This is a genomic window from Streptomyces sp. NPDC018833, from assembly GCF_044390825.1.
Classification (GTDB): domain Bacteria; phylum Actinomycetota; class Actinomycetes; order Streptomycetales; family Streptomycetaceae; genus Streptomyces.
Window position 1 is genome coordinate 278,415 of the sequence record NZ_JBIRZM010000002.1, and the last position, 23,708, is coordinate 302,122.

The window sequence follows — 23,708 nt, forward strand, 5'->3', positions numbered from 1 at the left end:
ACGCGGGGGCCTCGGTCCGCCCTGCGCGGTTCGCCCAGCTTATGCGGGAGGTGTAGAAAGAGCATATGGCCGGACGCTACGGCCGCCCGCGCTCGGTTCTGCGGATGAGAACTGTCGCAGGTCAGGTCTTTCTCCTGCAGGTGGCGATCGTGGTGTTGCTCGTCGCCGCGGCCATGGCGGCGCTCGTGCTCCAGTCCCGCACCGACAGTGAACGCGAGGCCCGCAACCGGTCGGTCGCCGTGGCCGAGACCTTCGCGAACGCGCCCGGCACCGCCGAGGCCATCACCGGCCCGAATCCCACCGCCGTGCTCCAGCCACGCGCCGAAGATGCCCGCGAGCGCTCCGGGGTCGACTTCATCGTCGTCCTCAACACCGACGGCATCCGCTACACCCACCCTTTCACCGACCGCATCGGCAAGAAGTTCGTCGGCAACTACGCGCCCGCGCTGGGAGGCCGTATCGTCACCGAGAAGATCATCGGGACGATCGGGCCCCTCGTCCAGGCCGTCGTCCCGGTCAGGGCGAGCGACGGCAGGATCGTCGGTCTGGTGTCCGCGGGTATCACCATCGAAAACGTCAGCGGCGTCGTGGAGGACCAGTTCCCCCTGCTGTTCGGCTCCGCGGCCGGGGTCCTGCTGCTGACGACCGGCGGCACCGCTCTGGTCACCCGCAGGCTGCGCCGCCAGACCCACGGCCTGGGGCCGGCCGAGATGACTCGGATGTACGAACATCACGACGCCGTCCTGCACGCGGTCCGCGAGGGCGTCGTCATCGTCGGCGGAGACGGCCGGCTGCTGCTCGCCAACGACGAGGCGCGCAGGCTGCTGGACCTGCCGCCCGATGTGGACGGTGCCCCGGTCGACGAGCTCGGACTCGATTCGCACACCGCACGCCTGCTGTCCACCGGCCGCATCGCCACCGACGAGATCATCCCGGTCGGCGACCGGCTGCTCGCCGTCAACCAGCGGACGACGGACCAGGCGGGCGGGCCGCCCGGCACGGTCGCGACGTTCCGGGACACCACGGAGCTTCGGGCGCTCACCGGCCGGGTCGATGTGGCGCGGGGCAGGCTGAAGCTGCTGTACGACGCCGGCACGGAGATCGGCACCACGCTCGACGTGGTGCGCACCTGCGAGGAGTTGTGCGAGTTCGCCGCCGCCCGGTTCGCCGACTTCGCGACCGTCGACCTGGCGGAGGCCGTGCTGCGCGGCGAGGAGCCGACGGCCACCGGCGTGGACGTCGACATGCGGCGGACGGCGTCCAGCGGCCCCGACGACACGGCGCTGTACCCGCTCGGCCACGCGATCCGCTTCCTGCGCACGACGCCGCTCGGTTCGGGCCTCGGCAAGGGCGAGGCGGTCCTGGAGGCGGATCTGAGCACGTTCTCCGGCTGGCAGGAGCAGGACGCGGTGCGCGCGCCGAAACTGGTCGAGTACGGGATGCACTCGATGATCGCGGTGCCGCTGCGGGCGAGGGGCGTGGTGCTGGGCGTCGCCATGTTCTGGCGGGCCCGGACGCCGGAGCCGTTCGAGGACGAGGACCTCTCGATGGCGGAGGAACTGGTGGCGCGTGCCGCGGTGAGTGTCGACAACGCCCGGCGCTATTCCCGCGAACACACGATGGCCGTGACGCTTCAGCGCAGCCTGCTGCCCCGGGTCCTGCCCGAACAGACCGCGCTGGACGTGGCGTACCGCTACCGCCCGGCGCAGGCCGGGCTGGGTGGCCTCGGCGGCGTGGGTGGCGACTGGTTCGACATCATTCCGCTGCCGGGGGCGCGCGTGGCGCTGGTCGTCGGGGACGTGGTCGGGCACGGACTGCACGCCGCGGCGACCATGGGACGGCTGCGCACCGCCGTGCACAACTTCTCCAGCCTGGACCTGCCGCCGGACGAACTGCTGTGGCATCTCGACGAACTGGTGGCCCGTATCGACCAGGACGAGGCGGACGACCGCGTGGACGGCTCGGTCACCGGTGCCACCTGCATCTACGCGATCTACGATCCGGTCTCCGGGAACTGCAGCATCGCGCGGGCCGGTCATCTCCAGCCCGCGATCGTCCACCCGGACGGAACGGCCGAGTTCGCCGCTGTGCCGGGCGGTCCTCCGCTGGGGCTCGGCGGCATGCCGTTCGAGACGCTGGAACTGCGGCTGGCCGCCGGCAGCCGGCTGGTCCTTTACACCGACGGGCTCATCGAGGACCGTGAGCGGGAGATCGACCAGGGCCTGGAGTTGCTGCGCCACACTCTGGAGCACAACGGCGGCCGCACGCCCGACGAGACCTGCGAGGCCGTCCTCGCGGCGCTGCTGCCGGAGCACCCGCGCGACGACATCGCCCTACTCGTGGGACGCACCCGCGTCATGACGTCGGACCAGGTCGCCGAGTGGGACGTGCCGCCCGATCCGGCCGCCGTGCGGAGGGTTCGGGCCGCGGTGACGCGGAAGCTCTCCGAGTGGGACGTGGGCGAGGAGGCGTTCACCACGGAACTGATCCTCAGTGAGCTGGTGACCAATGCGATCCGCTACGCCGACGGGCCCATCCAGGTACGGCTGATCCGCGACCGCAGCCTCATCTGCGAGGTGTCGGACCGCAGCAGCACCTCACCCCATCTGCGGCAGGCGGCGATCACGGATGAGGGGGGTCGGGGGCTGTTCCTCGTGGCCCAGTTCGCGGACCGCTGGGGTACGCGGTACACAGCGGACGGCAAGGTGATCTGGACGGAGCAGCCGCTGTCACCCGGCGTGCCGGCCCTCGTCTACGGCGACTGACGAACACCCCTGCCCGGGGCTCGGTGCGCTCTCCGCCCGCATCGAACTGCCGCCTGCGCCCGGCTTGTTCACCCTGGTTGGGATCACCCCGGGCTGCTGCGACACGGTTGGTCCCGGCTCGCCCGTCCGCTCCGCCACCGGTCTCGCTGACCAACGGGACCGGCGTTCAGGGCCGTTGCGCGCCGGGCCCAGCCCCTGTTCGGCTCGTCGTGGCGACGTAGTAGACGTTCAGCGGGTCGCCGTCGATGGAGCGCACGTCCACCGACCGGAAGCCCGCCTCCGACAGCATGCGCTCGGCGGTTTCCTGGCCCCAGACGGTGCCCAGGCCCGCGCCGCCGGTGCTGAGCGAGGTCGTCATGCAGTAGAAGACGGAGAAGCCGAAGAGCGCGGGTCCGAAGGGATGGCCGATGTTCTTCTCCAGCCTGCTGGAGGCGGCGATGTCGCCCATGAGGAAGGTGCCGCCCTCCCGCAGCGACTTCGCGATCACGGCCAGGGTGCGGGCGGGCTGCGCCAAGTCGTGGATCACGTCGAAGGCGGTGATCAGGTCGTACCGGCCGGAGATCTCCGTCGAGTCGCCGAGGATGAACTCCACGTTGTCCAGGCCGAGCCCGGTGGCCTCCGCGCGGCCGGCCGCGATGCCCGCCTCGGACCGGTCAATGCCGTAGAACCTGCTCGCGGGGTACGCCTGCGCCAGCACGACGGGCGCGTGCCCCTCCCCCGTCCCCACGTCGAGGGCGTCGATGCCGGAGCGCAGCCGGTCGGTGAGCCCGGGCACGAGCGGGATGATGACGTCGACGAGGGCTTGGTCGTACACGCGGGCGGTCTCCTCGGCCTGCAGCGCCTGGAAGCGTGGATAGGCCGAGTAAGGGACGCCGCCGCCCTCGCGGAAGGAGCGCACGACCTGCTGTTCGACCTCGCCCATGAGGGCGATGTAGGGCATGAGCGCCGCGAGGTTGTCCGTTCCGGCCGCGCGGGTGAGCGAGGCCGCGTGCTCGGGCGGCAGCCGGTAGGTCCGGCCCGCGGGGTCGTACGCGACGAAGCCTCCGACGACCATGCCGCCGAGCCATTCGCGCACATAGCGCTCGTCGAGCCCCGCCGCCTTGGCGATCTCGTCGCTGGTCGAGGGGGGCAGCCCGGCCAGGGTGTCGAAGAGGCCCGTCTGGTGACCGACGCTGGTCAGGAGCGCGAGGGCGCCCTTGTTCAGGACATCGACCACCTCACCGGCGAACGCCTCCTGCTTCGCCGGGTCCGTGGCGGGCTGTGTCTCGGTGCTCGGCATGACCGCTTCCTTCCACCGGGGCCCACGCCGCGCACCGACGAGGGCCGGTCCACCTTTGCCACGTTACGCCTGGACGGCGATGCCTGCCCTTGACGAAGCGGGAACGGCCCGCCCGCCCCTGTGCGCCCTGCGCCGTGGCCCTCACGGGAGGATTCTTCCTTCTTCACCGTTGATCGCCGACGCCCCGACCCGGTGCCTCATAGAGTGGCGCCGGTGGACAGACATGTGATCTTCGAACGACTGCACAACTTCCGTGACATGGGCGGGTATCGCGGCGCCGACGGCCGGACGGTCAGGTGGCGCCTGCTCTACCGCTCCGACTCGCTGGGCAAGCTGGCGGGGGCGGACCGGGAGCGCTTCCGCGCCCTGGGCATACGGACCGTGATCGATCTCCGCTACTCGTGGGAGATCGAGGCCAAGGGCCGCGTCCCGCACGACGAGGTCGCCGCCTATCACCACCTCAGCGTGGAGCACCGGCCGTACGACCAGGCCGAGATCTCGCCCGACGTGGCCCCCTGGCGCCATCTCGCCGATCGGTTCGCCGAGGTCGCCCTCGACGGAGCGGACGAACTGCGCCGGGCGCTGGAGATCATCGCCGCCAATGAGAGCCCGCTCGTCTTCCACTGCGCCTCGGGCAAGGACCGCACGGGGCTGCTCGCCGCCGTACTGCTCGGGCTGCTGGGCGTCGGCGACGACGACATCGCGGCGGACTTCGCGCTCACCGAGCTGGCCACCGAGCGGCTGATCGCGGACTGGCGGACCGCACATCCGGGGCGGGAGCCGCGGTGGCCGGGATACGGCCGGGCGCCCGAGGACATCATCCGGCTGTTCCTGGCGGATCTGTCGGCGACGTACGGCTCGCTGCACGCCTACGCGACCGGACACGTCGGTCTCGACGAGAAGGTGATCGCACAGCTGCGCGAGCGGCTCCTCGAATGATCCCGTACGGGAACGACGGCGGCGCCCGCGGTTCAGCGCACCGGGATCAGCAGCTCCGGCCGGTCCCACAGGACCGCGGGCGGCGCGGCCTGCACCGTACCCGTCCTGTGGGCACCCACACTCAGGTAGAAGCCCTCGGCGGGCGGATGGGACACCACGCGGACGGCCTCGACGCCGGCCTCACGGGCACGGTCCTTCATATGGGCTATGAGGCACCGCCCGATGCCGAGCCCCTGGGCATTGTCGGCGACGAACATGAGATCGAGCTCGGGCGGAGACAGGACGAGGGCGTAGAAGCCGAGCAGCCGGTCGTCGTCACCCGTCGCGAGATACACCTCGTGGGTCTCGACGTAGTCAGGACCAACGCGGTATCCGGCCACCATGGCCGCGTAATGCCCCTCGTAGGCACGGGAGTTGCGCACCAAGCGGGTGAGCCGCCTGGTGTCACGCGCCGCGGCCCGGGCGATTCGCACCCTCACCCCGCGCCGCCCGCCGCCGGGCAAGGCGACCGTAAGGGGCTCTCTCATGCTACGAGTATGACAGAAGTGACGGCGGGGTGACCGCAAAGGGGAGCCGGTCCGTCCCGGGAGGCCGCGCGGGAGCGTGCAGGGTGTCGCGGCGGGGCGAGACTTTGCGGTCACGCCCTGTGCCCGTCACGCGGCGCGCCAGTAACCGAGGGCAGCGATCCACTGGGACCTCTGGGGCAGCGGCGACGAGGACGAAGGGGAGAGGGTATGCGCTGTTCCGCACGGGCCGGCGAGGACAACGGTTTCGCCGCACTGCCCGCACTGCCCGCACTGCTGCGGGCCGGGGCGCAGCTCGCCCTTCCTCGCGCGTGAGGCGTTCGAAGGCCAGGGCAGGCGCCCGCCGGTGGACCGCCACGGAACGAACGCCGTGGCGGTCCACCGGCGTCCCCTCACGTATCGAGGAACTCCGCGACCATCGCCGCGAACTCGTCGGGCGTGGCTATCCGGGTGCCCAGTTGTTCGGCCTTGCCCCGCTTGGAGCCCGCACCCGCACCGGCGACCAGGAGCGAGGTGCGCTTGGAGACGCCGGAGGACGAGGTGCCGCCGGCGCGCTCGACGAGTTCGTTCATCTGGTTGCGGGACAGCTTCTCGAGGGGGCCGGTCATGGCGCCGGTGACGACGACCGTCATGCCGTCCAGGGGCCCGGCTCGACGCGCGCCGCCCTGTCCCGTGCCGCCCTCGACCGCCTCGTCGTACTCGCCGCCCTCTGCGTCCGCTTCGCCGTGCGCGGCGGGCGGGGTGGCACCGGGCTCGGTCATGGTGAGGCCCGCGGCAGTGAGCCGGTCGATGAGCGGGGCGAGTTCGGCGAGTTCGGCCACCACGGTCCGCGCCTTCTCCACGCCGATGCCGTCCACCTGCTGCAAGGCCTCGGCGTCGGCGGCCCGTATGTGCTCCATCGTCGCGAAGTGGCGGGCGATACGGCGGGACATGGAGCGGCCCGTACCCCGCACGCCGAGGGCGCAGAACACGCGCGACAAGGGGCGGGTCCTCGCCGTCGCGATCGCCGCGAGCAGGTTGTCGGTGCTGGTCTCGCCCATGCGGTCCAGCTCCAGCAACTGGTCGCGGGTGAGGGAGAAGAGGTCGGCGAAGTCGGTGACGAGCCCGGCGTCGACGAGCTGGACGACGCGGGTGGTGCCGAGCCCCTCGATATCGAGCTGGTCGCGCCCCGCGGCGTAGGAGACGGAGGCGACGACCCGGCAGTTCCTGCCGCGCACGCACCGCCAGCGCTGCTCGGAGGTGTCGATCTGCGATCCGCACTGCGGACAGACCTCGGGGAACTCGATGGCCGTCTCGTCGCCCGTGCGCAGATGGGCGACAGGGGCCTCGATACGCGGAATGATGTCGCCCGCCTTGTAGACCATCACCCGGTCGCCCAGGCGCAGATCGCGCCGGGTGATATCGGCGGGATTGTGCAGGGTCGCGTATGTGACGGTGGATCCGTCGATCTCCACGGGCTCGAGCACGGCGCGGGGCGCGATGATGCCGGTACGCCCCACGTTCCACTCGACGGCGAGCAGGGTGGTCACCTTCTCCACCGCGGGCAGCTTGTAGGCGATGGCCCAGCGCGGGGCCCGCGATCCGGAGCCGGCGGCGGCCTGGTCGGCCGCGCGATCCGCCTTGATGACGATGCCGTCGATGCCGAAGGGCAGGTCCGGACGGGCCGCGGCGATCTCCTCGACACGGGCCTGGATCTCCTCGGCCGTTTTCAGGGTGCGGGGAGCGACGGGGGTGCCGGCGGCGGTGTGCACGCCCAGCCCGGACACGTATTCCATCACCTGGCTGTGCGGCCACTCGGCCAGGCGTTCCGCCTGCTCCGGGCCGGTGGCGGGCAGCGGCAGTGCCCCGTAGCCGAAGAAGGTCATCTCCACGGTGTACTCACGGTCCTTGGCACGCAGGGTGCCCGCGGCGCCGTTGCGCGGATTGGCGAAGGGCGCTCCGCCGTGCTCGGTGCGGACCGTGTTGGCCCGCTCGAACTGGTCGTCGCTCATGAGGACTTCGCCGCGGATCTCCAGCGTCACGGATTCGGTGAGCCGGTCCGGGAGACCGACGACGGTGCCGATCGCATGCGAGACGTCCTCACCGGCACTGCCGTCCCCACGGGTGATGAGCCGGGTGAGCCTGCCGTGCTCGTACCGCGCCGCGACGGCGAGCCCGTCGAGCTTCGGTTCGACGCTCCACACGTCGACGGACCTGCCGATCCGCCGCTCCACCGACGCGGTCCAGGCGAGAAGCTGCTCGGCCGAGAAGACGTTGTCCAGGGACAGCATGGGGACCGTGTGCGGCACATCGCCGGTGACGGCTCCGCCCGCGACCTTGCCGGTCGGCGAATCGGCGGCGATCGCGTCGGGGTGCTCGGCCTCCCACGCCGCGATGCCGCGCACCAGGCGGTCGTACGCGTCGTCGTCGAGTGCGCTTTCGCCCATCGCGTAGTACGCGGCAGCGGACTTGGCGGCGGTCTCGACCGCTGCGGCGTACGCCGCGGCGTCGGCGACGAGCGCGGCGGGAGCGGCGCCGTCGATTGCCGCGACGGGAGCGGCATCGGCGGCATGAGCAGCGGAAACGGCAGGTGATGTCGTCATGCCTCCCATACTGCCGCCCACCACTGACAACGGCCCCGGGACGGCGTCGGGGGCCCTGCGGGTGGTGAGGCCGGGTGCCCGAGTCGGCGCCTGAGCCCCTCGGTTGGCCCGACCGTGCGGGAGCCGGTGTTCATGGCACTGACGGTCCGGGCCGATGCGGACGAGGATATGAACCGAGGCCGTCTCGGTGGACTCCACGATCGTGCGTGCTCACCAGCACGCGGGGGCCGAGGCCCGCGGGAAGGGGCCCCGGCCGGCGAGCCGGACGACCACGTCGTCGGCCGGACTCACGCCGGACCGACTACGAGGAGCCGCCGGCGGCCGACGCCGTTTACTGGCGTTCCCCGCTGGGCAGCCGGGTACGCGCCCGCCTGCCGTCGTCGATGCCTACACACCTGTGACGGAACGGCTCGGCACCATGTGACAGCCACGGACGTGACGCGCGTCACTCCGGGTCCGGCCGCCGGGAGCGACCACCTACAACGAGGGTCCCCTGCCTCCTCAGTTCAACGGGTGCTCACAGCCGTTCCACTGCCCTGCCGGGCCGCGAACTCGTGTTCCCGTCCGCGGACATACGTCCGGCGATGACATATGCCACCGCCCCACGAGGCCGATTTCGCCACACTCATCACTGCGGTCACGGGCGCCGAGGCCCTGCACAGGTGCCGCGTACCATGGACTTCCGAACAGGAGGGCGAAGGCCCGGAGGGCCTGCGGCATATGCCCAAGGCACCACCGGATCGAGTGTTGCCAAATGGCTTACGGCACTTCTCCGCCTGTGCAACAGTCGTACCCGGTCCCTGTATCGGTCCTGGCCCGTGGCCGCGCCTGTATCGGAGTACGACATGCCGTCCCATGTGTTCGCGGACCGTCCCGCCCAACCGCCCGAGCGTGGCGCCGTCGACGCCCTCATCACCCGCACCCGAAGGCTGCGCGGAGACGTGGACGCGGTGCGCCAGGACACGGCAGGGGCCGACGACGACCCGCAGGGGCGATGGCAGCGGGCGCTCTACGATCTGGCCGTCCACCACCTGGACGACCTGGGCGCGCACCTGGACCAACTCCGGGAGGGCCTCCCGCCCGAGACCGCGGACGCCTTCGCGAGCGAGCTCGCCACATACGGGGCGGACAGCGCCGCGGGTGAAGGATCGCTGCTCAGCCGGGTCGGCAGCGCGGAGTGGAACCTGCTGACCGACGAGGTGAGCTGGTCCGAGGAGTTGTACCGGATCCTCGGCCGCGACCCCGAGGCCGGACCGATGTCCCTCGACGAGCTGCCCTCTGTCGTGTTCGCCGAGGACCAGTCCCTGCTCACCGCGATGGTGACGGACTGCCTGGTCGACGGACGGCCCATCGACGGCGAGTTCCGCACGGTGCGGCCCGACGGCCGCGTGCGCACCGTGCACATGATGGGCGGGCCCGTCCTCGACTCCGACGGATCGACGGCCTCCATGTGGGCCGTCCTCCGCGACGTCAGCGAACTGAGGCGCAGCCAGCGGGCGGTGCGCGAGAGCAGGGACTCCCTCCAGCGGCGGCAGCACTTCGAGCGGACCGAGCGCCGGCTCGCCGTCGAGATGCAGGAAGCCGTGCTCCCGCCCTGGTGCGGTTCGCTCCGCTTCCCGACCGGCAGCCCGACATCGCTGGACATCGCCGCCCACTATCTTCCCTCGGCGCACGGCGCCCTCGTCGGCGGCGACTGGTACGACGCCCTGGAACTGCCCGGCGGGGACACCCTGTTGAGCGTCGGCGATCTCACGGGCCACGGGGTGGCAGCCACATCGTCGATGGCCATGCTGCTCGGCGCCCTGCGGGGCATGGCGGTGGCGGGTGTCCGCCCGGGACAGCTCCTGGCCCATCTGAACCAGCTGCTGGACAGCTCCCCGCAGCCCGCCCTCGGCACCGCGGTGTGCTGCCGATACGTCCCGGCGACCCGCGTCCTGACCTGGGCGCAGGCGGGACACCCCGCCCCGCTGCTGTTCCGCGGAGGGACGGGGCGCGCACTGTCCACGCTCGACGGCGCGCTGCTGGGAGCGACCGGCGGTGCGTCGTACGAGCAGGGCGAACTGACCGTGCGGCCGGGTGATGTGCTGGTCCTGCACACCGACGGTCTGACGCGTACGAGCGAGGCGCCAGGGGGCGCCGCGGCTCCGGCGGACCGGCTGACGGCGCTGGCAGCACGGATCGCCGAGGCTCGTGACGCACAGGAGTGCCTCAGGGGCGTGGTGGAGGAATTGGGTGAGGGCGAACGCGAGGGCGACGCCTGTGTGCTGGTCGCGAAGGTGAACGCATAGTCAGAGGGTGGGCCCCGTGGACAGTGGTGCGAGTGCCCCTCGCCGGGGGCGACCGCCTCGTGACCGGTGGTCGAGCGTTGCGTCGTGACCGCGACGGCCAGGCTGACCGTTGATCGGTGGTCGGTGGTCGGTGGTCGAGCGTTGCGTCGTGACCGTCGGTCGACCGCCTCTTGACCGGTGGTCGAGCGCGTCACACCCGCCCGTCAGACCCGGGTGTTTCTGCGCTTCGCCGACGGATCGGTGGGCAGCGCCAGTTGGATCTCCTCGCGAAGGTCCTCGATCTTCGCGTAACCCGCGTACTGCCCGGTGAGCCGGTACATCTCCCGCAGCCGGTCCCACGTCCGGTGCGAGGAGGTCTCCCCCATCGACACCAGTGCCAGCCTGGCGTAGCGGTCGGCCTGTTCGGGATCGTCGGCGATGAAGCAGGCCGATGCCAGCGAGATGTAGTCGAAGATCTTGGAGCGCTGACGGCCGCCCTCGCGCAGCTGCAGTGCCTGCTTGGCGTGCCGCTGGGCGATGCTCGCCGCCGATGGATCGTGTTCGGCCAGCGTGCGGTAGGCGAGCGCCTGCATGCCGTGCATGTCCGCCTCGTCGAACATCTGCATCCAACTCGGTGGCGGCACATCGCCCTTGTCGGAGACGAACAGCTCCTCGGCCTCGCCGAGCGTGCGGCGCATGGCCTGCCCGCGCCCCATGGATGCCTGTGCCCAGGCTTCGATGGTGTGCAGCATCGCCCGGGTACGGGGCAGGGTCTGCTCCCCGGATCCCGTCTTGGCGAGGTTCATCAGGTCCAGGGCGTCGTCGGGCCGGCCCAGATGCACCATCTGGCGGGCGGCTCTCGACAGCGCTTCGCCGGCCCTGGGACGGTCGCCGCCCTCGCGCGCCGCGTGCGCGGCGATGACGAAGTACTTCTGGGCGGTGGGCTCCAGGCCGATGTCGTGGGACATCCAGCCCGCGAGGACGGCGAGATTGGCGGCGACGCCCCACAGGCGACGCTGGAGGTGGTCGGGGTGGCGGTAGGCGAGCATGCCGCCCACCTCGTTCAGTTGGCCCACGACCGCCTTGCGCTGCAGTCCGCCGCCGCGGGCGGCGTCCCAGGCGCGGAACACTTCGACGGACCGCTCCAGTGCATCGATCTCCTGCGACCCGATGGGGGCGGCCTCATAGCGGTCGTACCCAGCGGGGTCGGCGTGCAGGGGATCGGCGGCAAGGGCTGGGTGGTGGGATGTGCCGGGGTCGGTATTGAGCCAGTCGTGCATGGCGCTGCTGAGTGCTGAGCCCGCGGCGATTGCCGCGCCGGCGCCCACCAGGCCGCGTCGGTTGAGCATGAGGTCCATTCCCGTGAATTCGGTGAGGACCGCAGCCGTACGGTCGGGCGCCCACGGCAGACCGTCAGGGTTGTCGACTCCCTGGACGTCCCGCCGCTTCCCCGCTCGCCCACTCCGTGCGAAGCCGAGGTCCTCGATGGTCACGACACGACCGAGTCGCTCGGTGAACAGGGCCGCCAGCACCTTCGGCACGGGATCGCGCGGGGACTCGCCCATGTCGATCCAGCGCCGTACGCGCGAGGTGTCGGTCGCCAGTTGGGGGTGGCCCATGGCCGCCGCCTGCCGGTTCACGAGTCTCGCGAGTTCGCCCTTGGACCAGCCGGCCAGGCCGAACAGGTCGTTCAGGCGGGTGTTGGGTTCTCCGCTCACGTCAAGCCCCCAGGTTCTCGGCTGAGTTGACAGTAGCCCCGCGCCATAGGGCTGGCGACTATTCGCCAGGGTTCGCCAGGGTGCGCCAGATGGTGTGCCACCCGCGGCCCGGTGTCAGGTAGGAACGCGCCACCTCGCTCCGGCTGCCGGGGGCACATTCCCCAGGGTGTTGCCTCCGGTACGTCCGGGGCGGGGCAGTGCACGCAACCTGTCGGCGCACGAAGGGATCTGTATCTCCCATGTACACAGCATCGTCCTCCGTGTCCGCCCCGTCCCGGCCGCAGCGTTCGGCTGTTCCGGCCGGCTCCGGACCGTATCTCGACCCCGCTCACACCGGCCGGGCACGCAGGCCGGCCGGTGTGGTCGGCCAACCCCTCAGCGGGAGAATCGACTTGTCCGGCCCCCAGGGCGCGCAGCTGCGCAAGGCTGTCGCGTCGGTGCACCGGATCTGCCCGGAGTTCAATCCGGTGCAGGTGCTGCGCCGCAGCGGACGTTCCGTGCTGATCGTCGGAACGACGGGGCGTACCACCGCGGTCGCCAAGTGCTTAACGGACCACTCCCCCGCCTGGGCCGAGTCGCTCCGGCACGAAATAGCTTCCTACCGTGCGTTCGTGCGGCACCGGCCGCCGGTCCGGGTGCCCCGGCTCATCGCCGCCGACCCGGAGAACTGCACGCTGGTGATCGAGCGGATGCCGGGGCGCCCCGCGGCACTTGCCCGGCATCCGGTCGAGGCGCCGCCGAGGGCGGACGTACGCGCGGCGCTCGGCGCCGTCGCTCGGCTCAACTCCTGGCGGCCGCCCGCGGGGATGTTCGACGCACCACTCGACTACGGCTCTCGGATCTCGCGCTATCACGAACTGGGCCTGTTCACCGACCGGGACCTGGGCGATCTGCAGAAGCTGCTGCACGGGCTCGCCCAGGCAGGCGGCCGACAGGGCATGGGCCAGTTCTGTCACGGTGACGCGCTGTTGTCGAACATCCTCCTGTCCCCCACCGGTCCCGTCCTCGTGGACTGGGAGCACGCGGGCTGGTATCTGCCCGGGTACGACCTGGCGACGCTGTGGGCCGTGCTCGGGGACGCCCCGGCGGAACGCCGCCGCATCAGCCAGCTGGCCCAGCAGCACGGGACGGCGGCACGGGACGCGTTCCTGGTGAATCTGATGCTGGTGCTGACACGCGAGATCCGTACGTACGAGACCGCCGTGCAGCGCACGATGCGGGAGGCGCCTCCCGCCGTCGGCGGGCACGCACCGGCGTCGGGCCTCGCGGTCGGGGAGGAGCAGCGACTGCTGCTGCGGCGGCTGCACGACGACTGCGCACTGGCCCGCAGGGCGGTGCGCGCGGCGGTCGGCACACGCTGACCGGACGAGGGGGAAGCGCGCTGCGCGCCCGGTGCCGACACACCGCGGGCGCAGCGCGCTGTCGTGGCCGTCGGGATCGCCGCGCTGACCGGTTCGCTGACCGCTCGCTTCCGCAGCAGGTCGTGGACCGGCTCGCGAAGGAGTACGTGCGCACGGTCCACGACGACGCGTGTCCGGTCGCGATCCGGGGGACCGGAAGGGCCGACGGGGACCGGCCATTGGTCCACGCCAGTGACGCGCCGCAGCCCCGCGAGCCGTCGTCCCGAAAAGTCTGCGACACACGTACTGACGTGCAAATTCCCTCCCCGAAAGCGTGATTGACGGATCGTCTGTGGCCCGATACCCCTTAACGGTCCGGCCGCGCACCATCCGTCCTGGGAGGCTGCCTTGCAAGGATTCGCCCTCGCGCGCTCCAGAAGCGCGCGCCGACACGCCTGGACCGCGGGCTCGGCGGTGGCCGCTGCCGCTCTGCTGCTGCCCCTGCTCTCCGCGGGCACCTCGGCGAACGCGGACGGGCGCCCTTCGGCATCGGCGCTGCAGCGCGATTTCGCCGAGGCCGCTGATGAGTTCGGGGTGCCGGAGAGCGTGCTGCTCGGCGTGTCGTACCTGCAGTCCCGCTGGGACGCGCACGGCGGGGCCGCCAGCGTCACCGGGGGCTACGGTCCCATGCATCTCACCGACGCTCGGACGGCGCTGGCCGAGGCTCCGCACCATTCGCACGGGGTGGAGGACGCGCGGGGCGACGACGCCCGTACGGCGCGCGCGGCGGCCGAGGCCGCGCTGCCGGAGCCGGCGTCGCTGCCGCCTCGGCTGCGCACAATGGAGCGGGCGGCGCAGGTGTCGGGCATCGGCCGGGAGCGGCTGCGGGACGACGCGGCGGCGAATGTACGCGGCGGTGCCGCGCTGCTCGCCGACGCGCAGAAGTCGCTGGGCCTTCCGCCGAGCGACGACCCGGCGCAGTGGTACGGCGCGGTGGCCAGGTTCTCGGGTGCGGACGACGTGGCGACGGCGAGGACGTACGCCGACGACGTGTTCGATGTGATCCGCACGGGCCACGCCCGGACCACGGACAGCGGCCAGCGGATGGTGCTGGCGTCCGACCCCGATGTGGCGCCGGACCGTTCTCAGGTGGCGGAGCTCGGTCTGCGCACGGCCGACGCGGCACGGACGGAGTGTCCGCGGTCGGTGGCGTGCGAGTGGATCCCGGCGCCGTACGAGGAGTTCGGCGCGGGCGACTACGGCAACCACGACAAGGCGGGGCGGCCCGACTCGCAGTCGGTGGAGTACATCGTCGTCCATGACACCGAGGCCACCTGGGACACCACCCTGCGGCTGGTGCAGGATCCGCAGTATGTGTCGTGGCAGTACTCGCTGCGCTCGTCGGACGGGCACGTCGCGCAGCATGTGCCGCTCAAGGACGTGGCCTGGCACGCCGGGAACTGGTTCGTGAACGCCAAGTCGGTGGGCCTGGAGCACGAAGGGTTCCTGGTGTCGCCGGACGCCTGGTACACGGAGGCGATGTACCGCACGTCGGCGCGGCTGGTGCGCTATCTCGCGCACCGGTTCGGCATTCCGCTGGACCGTCAGCACCTCCTCGGTCATGACAATGTGCCCGGGACGACCACGGCCACGATCCGGGGCATGCACACCGACCCGGGACCCTACTGGGACTGGCAGCACTATTTCACGCTGCTGGGCAGGCCGTTCATTCCCCAGGCGGGTCCGGACAGCGCGGTGGTCACCATCCGGCCGGACTACGACGCGCACCGGCCGCCCTACACCGGTTGTGTGAAGGCGGGTGAGGCCTGTACGCCGCACGGCTCGGGCGCGGTCCGGCTGCACACGGACCCGAGCGAGGGTGCGCCGCTGGTCAAGGACATCGGACTGCGTCCTGGCGGGCAGGACTCGACGACCGGGGTGAACGACACCGGTGCGCGGGCCTCGACGGGCCAGCAGTACGCGGTCGCCGGGCGCGAGGGCGACTGGACGGCCATCTGGTACCTGGGTCAGAAGGCGTGGTTCCACAATCCGCGTAAGAAGCCGACGGCGGTGGCGGCGCGGACGCTGGTGCTGACCCCGAGGGACGGGCTTGCCGAGGTGCCGGTGTACGGGCGGGCGTACCCGGAGGCGTCGGCCTATCCGGCGGGCGTGCCCGTACAGCCCGTCTCGCCGCTGCCGTACAAACTGCTCGCAGGCCAGAAGTACGTGGTGGGTGACCGGCTGCCGGGCGAGTACCTCTACGCGACGACGTTCGACACGGCCGGCCACCGGGTGGTGCGGGGCAAGGAGATGTACTACGAGATCCAGTTCGGGCACCGCGTGGCGTTCGTGAAGGCGGCCGACGTGGCGGTGACCGGCCGCTAGTGCCGCGACGCGCAGGGCTTGCCGGGAGGGCACCAGGAAGCGCGGCAGCGGAACCGCGGGGTGCCATCGGCCGTGGGGTCCGGTGGCACCCCGCCCCCGTTTCGTGGGGTTGTGTGACTAATCGCCCGGGTGCGTGCGCCGGTTGGGCGAAGGGTAGGGCTGGGCCGACCACCACCTGGTCCGCGCCCCGGTGCGCGGATGCTCACCGAAAGGCCCTTGAGTGCCATGGCACAGCCCTTCGAACTGCCGGACTTCTATGTGCCGTATCCGGCGCGGCTCAACCCGCATGTCGAGGAGGCGCGACGGCACACGACGCAGTGGGCACGGCGGATGGGAATGCTGGAGGGTTCCGGCATCTGGGAGGAGAGCGACCTCGCCGCCCACGACTACGCGCTGCTGTGCGCCTCCACGCATCCGGACTGCGACGCGGAGGCGCTGAGCCTGGTCACGGACTGGTATGTGTGGGTCTTCTTCTTCGACGACCACTTCCTGGAGGTCTTCAAGCGCACCCAGGACCGGGCGGGTGGCAAGGCGTATCTGGACCGGCTGCCGGCGTTCATGCCGATGGACCCGTCCGAGGGGACGCCCGAGCCGACGAACCCGGTCGAGGCGGGCCTCGCCGATCTGTGGGCCCGCACGGTGCCCGCCATGTCACCCGCCTGGCGCGCCCGTTTCGCGCTGTCCACCGAGAACCTGCTCAACGAGTCGATGTGGGAACTGTCCAACATCAACGAGGGTCGCGTCGCGAACCCGCTCGAATACATCGAGATGCGCCGCAAGGTGGGCGGGGCGCCCTGGTCGGCGGGGCTCGTGGAGTACGCGGCCGGGGCCGAGGTCCCCGAGTCCGTCGCGGACTCGCGCCCGCTGCGGGTGCTGCGCGACGCGTTCTCGGACGCGGTGCATCTGCGCAACGATCTGTTCTCGTACCAGCGGGAGGTGGAGGAGGAGGGCGAGAACAGCAACGGCGTGCTGGTCCTGGAGACGTTCCTCGGCTGCACGACGCAGGAGGCGGCGGACGCCGTCAACGACCTGCTGACCTCCCGCGTCCAGCAGTTCGAGAACACCGCGCTGACCGAAGTGCCCGCGCTGTGCCTGGAGAAGGGGCTGAGTCCAGTGGAGTGCGCGGCGGTCGCCGCCTACGCCAAGGGGCTCCAGGACTGGCAGTCCGGCGGCCACGAGTGGCACCTGCGCTCCAGCCGCTACATGAACGAGGGGGTGGACACCGGGCCGGCGTCACCTCTGGACGGTGTGCTCGGGACGTCGGCCCTCGACATCAGGACGCTGTTCGGGCGGCCGGCGGCGGCCCGGCTGCGTACGCTCACGCACCGGCCGCAGCCGGTGGGGCCCTCGCGGCTGCCCGAGTTCGACCTGCCGTTCGCCCTCTCGCTCAGCCCGCATCTGGACGACGCACGCGCCATGTCGCTGGCCTGGGCGAGCCGCATGGGCCTGCTGAACGACATCTGGGACGAGGCGAAGCTCGCGGGTTTCGACTTCGCGCTGTGCTCGGCCGGGCTGGACCCGGACGCCACACCGGAGGAGCTGGAGCTCAGTGCCGAGTGGCTGACCTGGGGCACGTACGGCGACGACTACTACCCGCTCGTCTACGGCCGGACGCGCGATCTCGCGGGTGCCAGGCTGTGCAACGAGCGGCTGAAGCAATGCATGCCCGTCGACGAGCCGGAGGCGGGCGCGGTCGTCGCCGTCGCTCCCATGGAGCGCAGCCTGGCGGACCTGTGGGCCCGTGCCGCGGGACCCATGTCGCCGAGCGCCCGGCAGTCCCTGCGCAGGGCGATCGACGTCATGCTGGACAGCTGGCTGTGGGAGCTGCACAACCAGGCGCAGCACCGTGTGCCCGACCCGGTCGACTACATGGAGATGCGACGGCTGACGTTCGGCTCGGACCTGACCATGAGCCTTGCCCGGCTGCGGCACGAGGGCGAGCTCCCGCCGGAGATCTACGCGAGCGGCCCGCTGCGCAGCCTGGAGAATTCCGCCGCGGACTACGCCTGTCTGCTCAACGACCTGTTCTCGTACCAGAAGGAGATCGAGTACGAGAGCGAGGTCCACAACGCCGTCCTGGTGGTGCAGACGTTCTTCGACTGCGACTACGCCACGGCGGCCACGATGACGGACGGGCTGATGCGCTCGCGACTGCGTGAGTTCCTGCATGTGAAGGAGCACGAACTGCCCTTGCTGTGCGAGGACTTCGCGCTGGACGAGAAGGCCCGGGCGGCGCTCGCCGGCTATGTGGGTGAGCTGGAGGACTGGCTGGCCGGGATTCTCAACTGGCACCGGAACGCCCGGCGTTACCGCGAGGAGGACCTGCGCGGCGGAGCCGCCCCCTGGCGGCTCGGCATCCCCACGGGGATCGGGAGGTCGGCCTTCCGGCTGACGCTGCCCGACCAGCCGTCGAAGGTGCGGGTCCAGTGACGACGGGCGCGCCGGTGTCCTCGCCGCCGGTGGCGAGGACACCGGGGCGCCGTCGTCGAGTCCGGGGCCGTTGTGCGCGTGGATCCGCGACGGTGCCTCAGGCCGTCACCTCGGCATGGTGTCTCCGGCCGCCGTCGGGGCATGATGCCTCAGGACACGGCCGTGCCGAGCAGGTCGGTCACCGCGGCCAGTCCGCGTGGGCGCAGTGGGTCCCGGGCCGCCGGGAGGATGTACGCGGGGATGCCCGCTGCGGTGGCCGCGCCGTCCCGTACGGGGTCGTCGCCCACCATGAGGGCGTGTCCAGGGGGTACGCCCAGGAGATCGCAGGCGGTCTGGAAGAGGGCCGGGTCCGGCTTCTGCACGCCCAGCTCGCAGGACAGAACGAACCGGGTCACGAGACCGTCCAGACCGGCGTGGGCGAAGGAACCCCGGATATCCCAGCCCGTGTTGCTCACCACGGCCACCGGGACCTCTGCCGCGTGCAGTGCGGTCAGCACCTGCGGCGTGTCCGGATAGGGGTGCCAGCCGTCGGCCGCGATCACGCAGTCGTAGAACGCCTCCGCGATCAACGCGTCGCTGCCCGGGGCCGATGCGGCCAGTGCGGTCCAGATTGCGCGGTGCCGGTCGGCCGACAGGTCCGCGTTCTCGCGCCGTGCCCGGCCGTCGGGAGAGTCGACCACGGCGAGTATCCCGGTGCACAGCCGCTGCGCCTGCGCATGCCCCAACTCGCGGCCGCGTGCGGCACAGCGGGCGATCAGACGCTCGGGACGGATCACCGAGGTGTCGTCGAACAGTGTGCCGGAGAAGTCCATGAGGACCGCGCCGGGCCGGGGCCGTCCCGGGCCGGGCCGCCCGTACGTCGGTGCCATCAGTGGTACTCCCGCAGCAGTGGAATCGAGGCGAGCAGGGTGAAGGCCCCGAGGGCCAGGCACAGCAACGGCAGCCCGCCTGCGGCGAGGAGCGGTCCGGCCATGCCGAGCGTGCCGACGACCGCGCCCGCCCCCATCGCCGACTCTCCGAGACCCTCGGCCCGGTGGCGGTGCGCGGGCGCGGCGGTGCGGATCACCAGGGCGCTGCCGCTGACGAGCTGGAGGTTCCAGCCCAGACCGAGCAGCAGCAGTCCCGGTACGGCGGCCAGGCTGCCGCCGGTGCCCGCGGGGGCGATGAGCGGAAGCGCGAGCAGTTGGACGAGGCCGCCGAGCAGTGCCGTCCGCCGCGGTCCGGCACGGTCGCAGAACCATCCGGACAGGGCCGACGGGCCGAACATCAGCACGACATGGCCGGCCACCAGCAGCCCAACCGTGTCCAGCGACCAGTGGTGGGCGTGCAGACGGGCGGGGGCGACGCCCATCGCGGTCACCATGGTCAGGTTCGAGACGCCCAGCACGATCAGCGCGAGGGCCGCGCCACCGGTCAGCCGTCGGCCCGTGAGCCGGTGGCCCGTGAGCCGGTGGCCAGCGGCGGAGTTGTCGGCCTTCGGACGGTCACGGGTGCCGGCGCCGCCCGGCTGCGGATCGTCGCTCGCGGCGAGCACGGCGGTGCCCCGGACCCCGACGGTGTGCCGCAAACGGAGTTGCAGCCGCAGCGTCAGCGCGGCGGCGGCAGGGAAGGCGACGGCCGCCAGCAGGTACAGGCCTGCGGCGGCCGGCAGCTCCAGGGACCTCGCCACCGAACCCGCGGGGCCGAGCAGCGCCGGTCCGCCGACCGCACCCGCGGTGACCGCGGTCAGAGCGGCGCTCATGGCCCGTGCGCTGTGCCCGGCCGGCGCGAGGTCGGCCGCCACGTAGCGGCCGAGCATGACGGCGTTGTTGCCGATCCCGAGCAACACGCTGCCCACGAGCAGCGTGGCGGGGTCGGTGAGCGCGGCCGCAAGGACCACCAGGGCGGCCCCCGCCGTGGCCAGTGCGTAGCCGACGGCGAGGCCCGCGGTCCGTCCGCGCCGTCGCATCAGCGCCGTGAGCAGCGGTGCGGACACGGCGGCTCCCAGCACCAGGAGGCCGAGGGGCAGAGCCGCGTAGGCGGTGGATCCGAGGATGTCCTCGGCGATGAGCGAACCGGCCGTGCCACCGGCGGCAAGTCCGAGCGCACCCACGCCCTGCGCGGCGAGCAGGGCGCGCAGCGCGGATCTCCCGCTCCCCACGGCAGGCGCCTCGCCGGGGGCCCGGGTGAGTCCGGTGGCAGGCGCGGCGTCACGGGGGCCGGCCGGTGCCGCGCCGCGGGGACCGGTCCGTGAGGTCATCACGCGGCCTTGGCGGGCGGGCGCAGGCGGGCCGCGTGCTTGCGGAACAGATCGTCGATCCTGAGGTGTTCAGCCGGCATCCGCTCCCGGTGCGGCGTGGTGAGCCTGACGATGCGGCGTACGGAGTCCGGTTCAGCATCGTTGATCGCGTGGTCGAGCAGCCCCCAGGCCAGCGCGTCGAAGACGCCGCGGATCCAGTTCTCGTCGGTGCGGTGGGCGCACAGCCGGGTCAGGTGGTCGACGCCCGCACGCAGTTCGGGGGTGAGCCGGGCGCGGCCGCCGGCGCAGTCGACGTCGCCGCCGGGGCCGGGCCGCACGGACGGCGCCTCCAGGGCGTTGATCAGCGGGCTGATCTCACCGGAGTAGCGAGGGTCGTAGAGCCCGGGGTAGGGCTGCTCCTCGTAACCAGGCTCGTATCCGACGACCTCCACGGGGACGGGCCGGCCCTGTTCGGCCACCGCACCCAGGGCGAGGTCCATCAGGCTCACGGGCCAGCCCAGGTCGTGGATGGCGTACAGCCGGAAACGGTCGTCGAGCGGGGCCAGCGACGCGGCGAGCAGCAGCCGGGCCGACTCGCGCGCCGACTGGACGTAGAACGAGGTGTCCCTGCCGTGCAGTCGCAGGGGTTCACCACGTCGGCACCAGTCCCGGAAGCGGCCGAGCACGATCGCGTTGTCGACGACGTGGGTGAAGCGGACGGCAGCGCCCGGCAGGACGCCCCGCTCGGCCGCGTCGACGACGAGCCACTCGCCGGTACGTTTGCTCTGGGCGTAGACGTCGCTGGTGTAGGGCCGCAGCGCCTTGCCCGTGGAGGCGTACACGAGCTGGCCGGTCCCGGCCGCGACGCAGGCCTCGATGACGTGGGCCGTGCCCAGCACGTTGGTGCTGATGGTGTGTGCCGCCGCGCGCTCGGCCAGACCCGGGTCGCGCTGTGCGGCCAGGTGGAAGACGAGGTCAGGACGAATCCGTCGCAACAGTGCGGTCAGCCCGGCGCCGTCGCGGATGTCGAGAGTGTGGTGCTCGTCGGCGTCGGGCAGGCGGGGCTGCTCCTCCAGTCCCACGCCGACGACACGCGCCGGGGAGCAGGCCCGGAGTTCGGCGAGCAGCGCCCGCCCGATACAGCCCGCCGCTCCGGTGACGACGACGGTGCGGCCGGCGATACGCCTGCGCAGGTCGTCCTCGGGCACGCGGATGGTTCGCCGTTGTACGTCCAGATAGTCCTGGAACGCGGAACGGCTCTGCTCGGACACGGTGTCGGGGACCACCGGTTCGGGCCGGCCACCCGCGGAGTCGACCATGTGTTCCATAAGGCACCTCGCGTTCGTGGGAGAGCTGTGCTCCGAACACGGGCGAGCGTAGGAAGGCGGGGCGGGGCCCGCCACGAACCACTCCAGTGTCTGTCAACTCGACTGCCTCACATTCGACTTGACCAATTCACCCCTGCCGTCTTCCGGCGATGCGGCCGTCCGCGCATACACTGCACCGCCCGCCGCCGGAGGAGGCAGCACCGTCGGGTCGTGGTGGCGGAGCGCTGCCGGTGCCGGAGGCGAAACCGGGAGAGAACCCGAAAACCGAGGGGAAGTCCAAGGGCAATGGACACAGCGCAGCAGCAGCGTGCGAGTCTGGTGATCGCCTCCAACCGCGGACCGGTCGAACGGCGGACCGGTGACGACGGCCGGGTGGTCGTGCACCGCGGAGCCGGCGGCCTGATCGCCGTACTCGGCCCGGCGCTCGCCTCGCACGGCGGGGTGTGGGTGGCCGCCGCCCTGACCGACGAGGACCGGGCCGCCGCCCGGGACCTGCGCGCACGGGGCCGGCTCGACGAAGTGGGCCTGCCCGAGGGCCCGATCGGCGTACGGCTGCTCGACCTCGACCCAGCCCTCTTCGCCGCCTACTACCAAACGGTCTCCACGGAGCTGTTGTGGTTCCTGCAGCACCATTTGCCCCATGATGGCGGGAAGTCGGCCTTCGACGCGGAACTGAGATCCCACTGGGACGGGTACCGCCGGGTCAACGACGACTTCGCGGCCGCGTGCGCCGAGTCCGCACTGCCCGGCGGCACCGTACTGCTGCAGGACTACCACCTGACGCTGGCCCCGCGCCGGCTGCGGGAGTTGCGCCCGGATCTGCGGAGCGCGCACTGCACCATGACGCCGTGGGCCGACCCCGAGCGCTTCGCCGTGCTCCCCCTCGACGTGCAGCGGGAGTTGGTGACGGGTCTGCTGGGAGCAGATCTGGTGTGCTTCCTCGTGCCGCGCTGGGCCGAGGCGTTCCTGTCCTGCTGCGAGCAGCTGGGGCTGCGCACCGACCGCACCCGACGGGCGGTGCGCGGCCCGGACGGGCGCTGGTCGCGGGTGCGCTGCTTCCCGGTGGGCGTGGACGCCGATGCCCTGCACACGCGCGCCGCGGCCCCGGACGTGGCGGAGCACGAACGCCGGCTGCGCGACGTGACCGGGGACGCCCGCCTGGTGGTGCGGGTGGACCGGATGGAACCGTCGAAGAACATCGTGCGGGGGCTGGAGGCGTACGCGCGCTTCCTCGAACAGCACCCCGGCCGGCACGGCTCGGTGGTGCACTTCGTTCTCGCCTACGCTTCACGTGGCGAGCTGGCCGCGTACCGCGAGCTCGCGGCGCAGGTCGAGATGCTCGCCGCAGGAATCAACGAGCGCTTCGGCAGGGACGGTTGGCAGCCGGTCGTCCTGGAGACCCGCAACGACTTCGGGCGCGGACTGGCAGCAATGGCCCTGGCCGACGTGCTGGTGGTGAATCCGGTACGGGACGGTATGAACCTCGTCGCGAAGGAGGCCGCCGTACTCAGCCGGCGCGATCTGGCGCTGGTCCTGTCCCGGCACGCCGGAGCGGCTGACGACCTCGCCGACGGCTGCGTCCTGATCGACCCCTTCGACGTCCAGGAGCTCGCGGACGCCATCGCCGCGGGCCTCGACCTGTCCCGGGCGGAGCGGGCCGAACGGCTGGAGAGGCTGCGCAAGGGCGCGGTGGCGCTGCCACCCGAACGGTGGCTGACCGACGTCCTGGCGGAGCTTGCTCAGGCTGCCGAGGAAGAAAGGGAAGGAGCGGAGCGGGCCGTCGAGGCCGCGGAATAGGTCCGGCGGAATAGGTCCGCGGGCAGGTGCAGGGGGCAGGTGCGGTGCGGGCTGGGCGATGCCGGGGTCCGCTCACCTGTCGCTCACGCACGTCGCCGTGCCCGCGCAAGGCGGGCGCGGCGATGCGGTGTGCGGT

Annotated in this window: 14 protein-coding genes; 7 read left to right on the forward strand and 7 right to left on the reverse strand. The window is 71.8% G+C overall.

Annotated elements, in window-relative coordinates:
* The first annotated feature begins 65 nt into the window (after nucleotides 1-65).
* Nucleotides 66-2,765 carry a SpoIIE family protein phosphatase gene (locus tag ACH5AF_RS05240; RefSeq protein WP_398900056.1) on the forward strand — a complete coding sequence of 900 codons (2,700 nt, stop codon included), beginning with the start codon at nucleotides 66-68 and terminating at the stop codon, nucleotides 2,763-2,765.
* Between the two features lie 166 nt (nucleotides 2,766-2,931).
* Here ACH5AF_RS05240 and ACH5AF_RS05245 read toward each other — a convergent pair whose 3' ends face one another.
* The gene (locus ACH5AF_RS05245; RefSeq protein WP_398900057.1) at nucleotides 2,932-4,044 is read right to left on the reverse strand and encodes a methyltransferase domain-containing protein; all 1,113 of its coding nucleotides are present in this window, start codon (nucleotides 4,042-4,044) and stop codon (nucleotides 2,932-2,934) included.
* Nucleotides 4,045-4,257: 213 nt separating this feature from the next.
* On the opposite strand from ACH5AF_RS05245, the gene ACH5AF_RS05250 reads away from it, so the two are divergent.
* On the forward strand, nucleotides 4,258-4,983 hold the full coding sequence (locus tag ACH5AF_RS05250; protein WP_398900058.1) for a tyrosine-protein phosphatase: 726 nt from the start codon (nucleotides 4,258-4,260) through the stop codon (nucleotides 4,981-4,983).
* Nucleotides 4,984-5,015: 32 nt separating this feature from the next.
* Here the strand turns inward: ACH5AF_RS05250 and ACH5AF_RS05255 are convergent, their stop codons facing one another.
* Together ACH5AF_RS05255 and ligA are read right to left on the reverse strand one after the other, a co-directional pair.
* The gene (locus ACH5AF_RS05255; protein ID WP_398900059.1) at nucleotides 5,016-5,510 is read right to left on the reverse strand and encodes a GNAT family N-acetyltransferase; all 495 of its coding nucleotides are present in this window, start codon (nucleotides 5,508-5,510) and stop codon (nucleotides 5,016-5,018) included.
* A gap of 389 nt (nucleotides 5,511-5,899) precedes the next feature.
* A complete protein-coding gene (gene ligA / locus ACH5AF_RS05260; RefSeq protein ID WP_398900060.1) occupies nucleotides 5,900-8,089 on the reverse strand; it encodes an NAD-dependent DNA ligase LigA in 2,190 nt (729 codons plus the stop codon).
* 845 nt (nucleotides 8,090-8,934) lie between these two features.
* Between ligA and ACH5AF_RS05265 the strand changes: the two genes are divergently transcribed.
* Nucleotides 8,935-10,377, forward strand: coding sequence for a PP2C family protein-serine/threonine phosphatase (locus ACH5AF_RS05265; protein ID WP_398900061.1), 1,443 nt, complete (start codon nucleotides 8,935-8,937; stop codon nucleotides 10,375-10,377).
* Nucleotides 10,378-10,580: 203 nt separating this feature from the next.
* Here the strand turns inward: ACH5AF_RS05265 and ACH5AF_RS05270 are convergent, their stop codons facing one another.
* Nucleotides 10,581-12,074 carry a hypothetical protein gene (locus tag ACH5AF_RS05270; protein WP_398900062.1) on the reverse strand — a complete coding sequence of 498 codons (1,494 nt, stop codon included), beginning with the start codon at nucleotides 12,072-12,074 and terminating at the stop codon, nucleotides 10,581-10,583.
* A gap of 239 nt (nucleotides 12,075-12,313) precedes the next feature.
* Between ACH5AF_RS05270 and ACH5AF_RS05275 the strand changes: the two genes are divergently transcribed.
* The 3 genes from ACH5AF_RS05275 to ACH5AF_RS05285 all read left to right on the forward strand — a co-directional run bounded on the left by ACH5AF_RS05275 (nucleotide 12,314) and on the right by ACH5AF_RS05285 (nucleotide 18,229).
* Nucleotides 12,314-13,435, forward strand: coding sequence for an aminoglycoside phosphotransferase family protein (locus tag ACH5AF_RS05275; RefSeq protein ID WP_398900064.1), 1,122 nt, complete (start codon nucleotides 12,314-12,316; stop codon nucleotides 13,433-13,435).
* Between the two features lie 387 nt (nucleotides 13,436-13,822).
* On the forward strand, nucleotides 13,823-15,799 hold the full coding sequence (locus ACH5AF_RS05280; protein WP_398900065.1) for an N-acetylmuramoyl-L-alanine amidase: 1,977 nt from the start codon (nucleotides 13,823-13,825) through the stop codon (nucleotides 15,797-15,799).
* Between the two features lie 225 nt (nucleotides 15,800-16,024).
* Entirely contained in the window at nucleotides 16,025-18,229 is a 2,205-nt protein-coding gene (locus ACH5AF_RS05285; protein WP_398900066.1) for a germacradienol/geosmin synthase, read from the forward strand.
* Between the two features lie 149 nt (nucleotides 18,230-18,378).
* Here the strand turns inward: ACH5AF_RS05285 and ACH5AF_RS05290 are convergent, their stop codons facing one another.
* The 3 genes from ACH5AF_RS05290 to ACH5AF_RS05300 all read right to left on the reverse strand — a co-directional run bounded on the left by ACH5AF_RS05290 (nucleotide 18,379) and on the right by ACH5AF_RS05300 (nucleotide 21,775).
* Nucleotides 18,379-19,098, reverse strand: coding sequence for an HAD family hydrolase (locus tag ACH5AF_RS05290; protein WP_398900067.1), 720 nt, complete (start codon nucleotides 19,096-19,098; stop codon nucleotides 18,379-18,381).
* Nucleotides 19,098-20,369, reverse strand: a complete 1,272-nt coding sequence (locus ACH5AF_RS05295) for an MFS transporter (protein ID WP_398900068.1) — start codon at nucleotides 20,367-20,369, stop codon at nucleotides 19,098-19,100. Before ACH5AF_RS05295 ends, ACH5AF_RS05290 begins: the two co-directional genes overlap by 1 nt.
* A 98-nt stretch (nucleotides 20,370-20,467) precedes the next feature.
* On the reverse strand, nucleotides 20,468-21,775 hold the full coding sequence (locus ACH5AF_RS05300) for an NAD-dependent epimerase/dehydratase family protein (protein ID WP_398900069.1): 1,308 nt from the start codon (nucleotides 21,773-21,775) through the stop codon (nucleotides 20,468-20,470).
* 285 nt (nucleotides 21,776-22,060) lie between these two features.
* On the opposite strand from ACH5AF_RS05300, the gene ACH5AF_RS05305 reads away from it, so the two are divergent.
* Entirely contained in the window at nucleotides 22,061-23,572 is a 1,512-nt protein-coding gene (locus ACH5AF_RS05305; RefSeq protein ID WP_398900070.1) for a trehalose-6-phosphate synthase, read from the forward strand.
* Nucleotides 23,573-23,708: the final 136 nt, after the last annotated feature.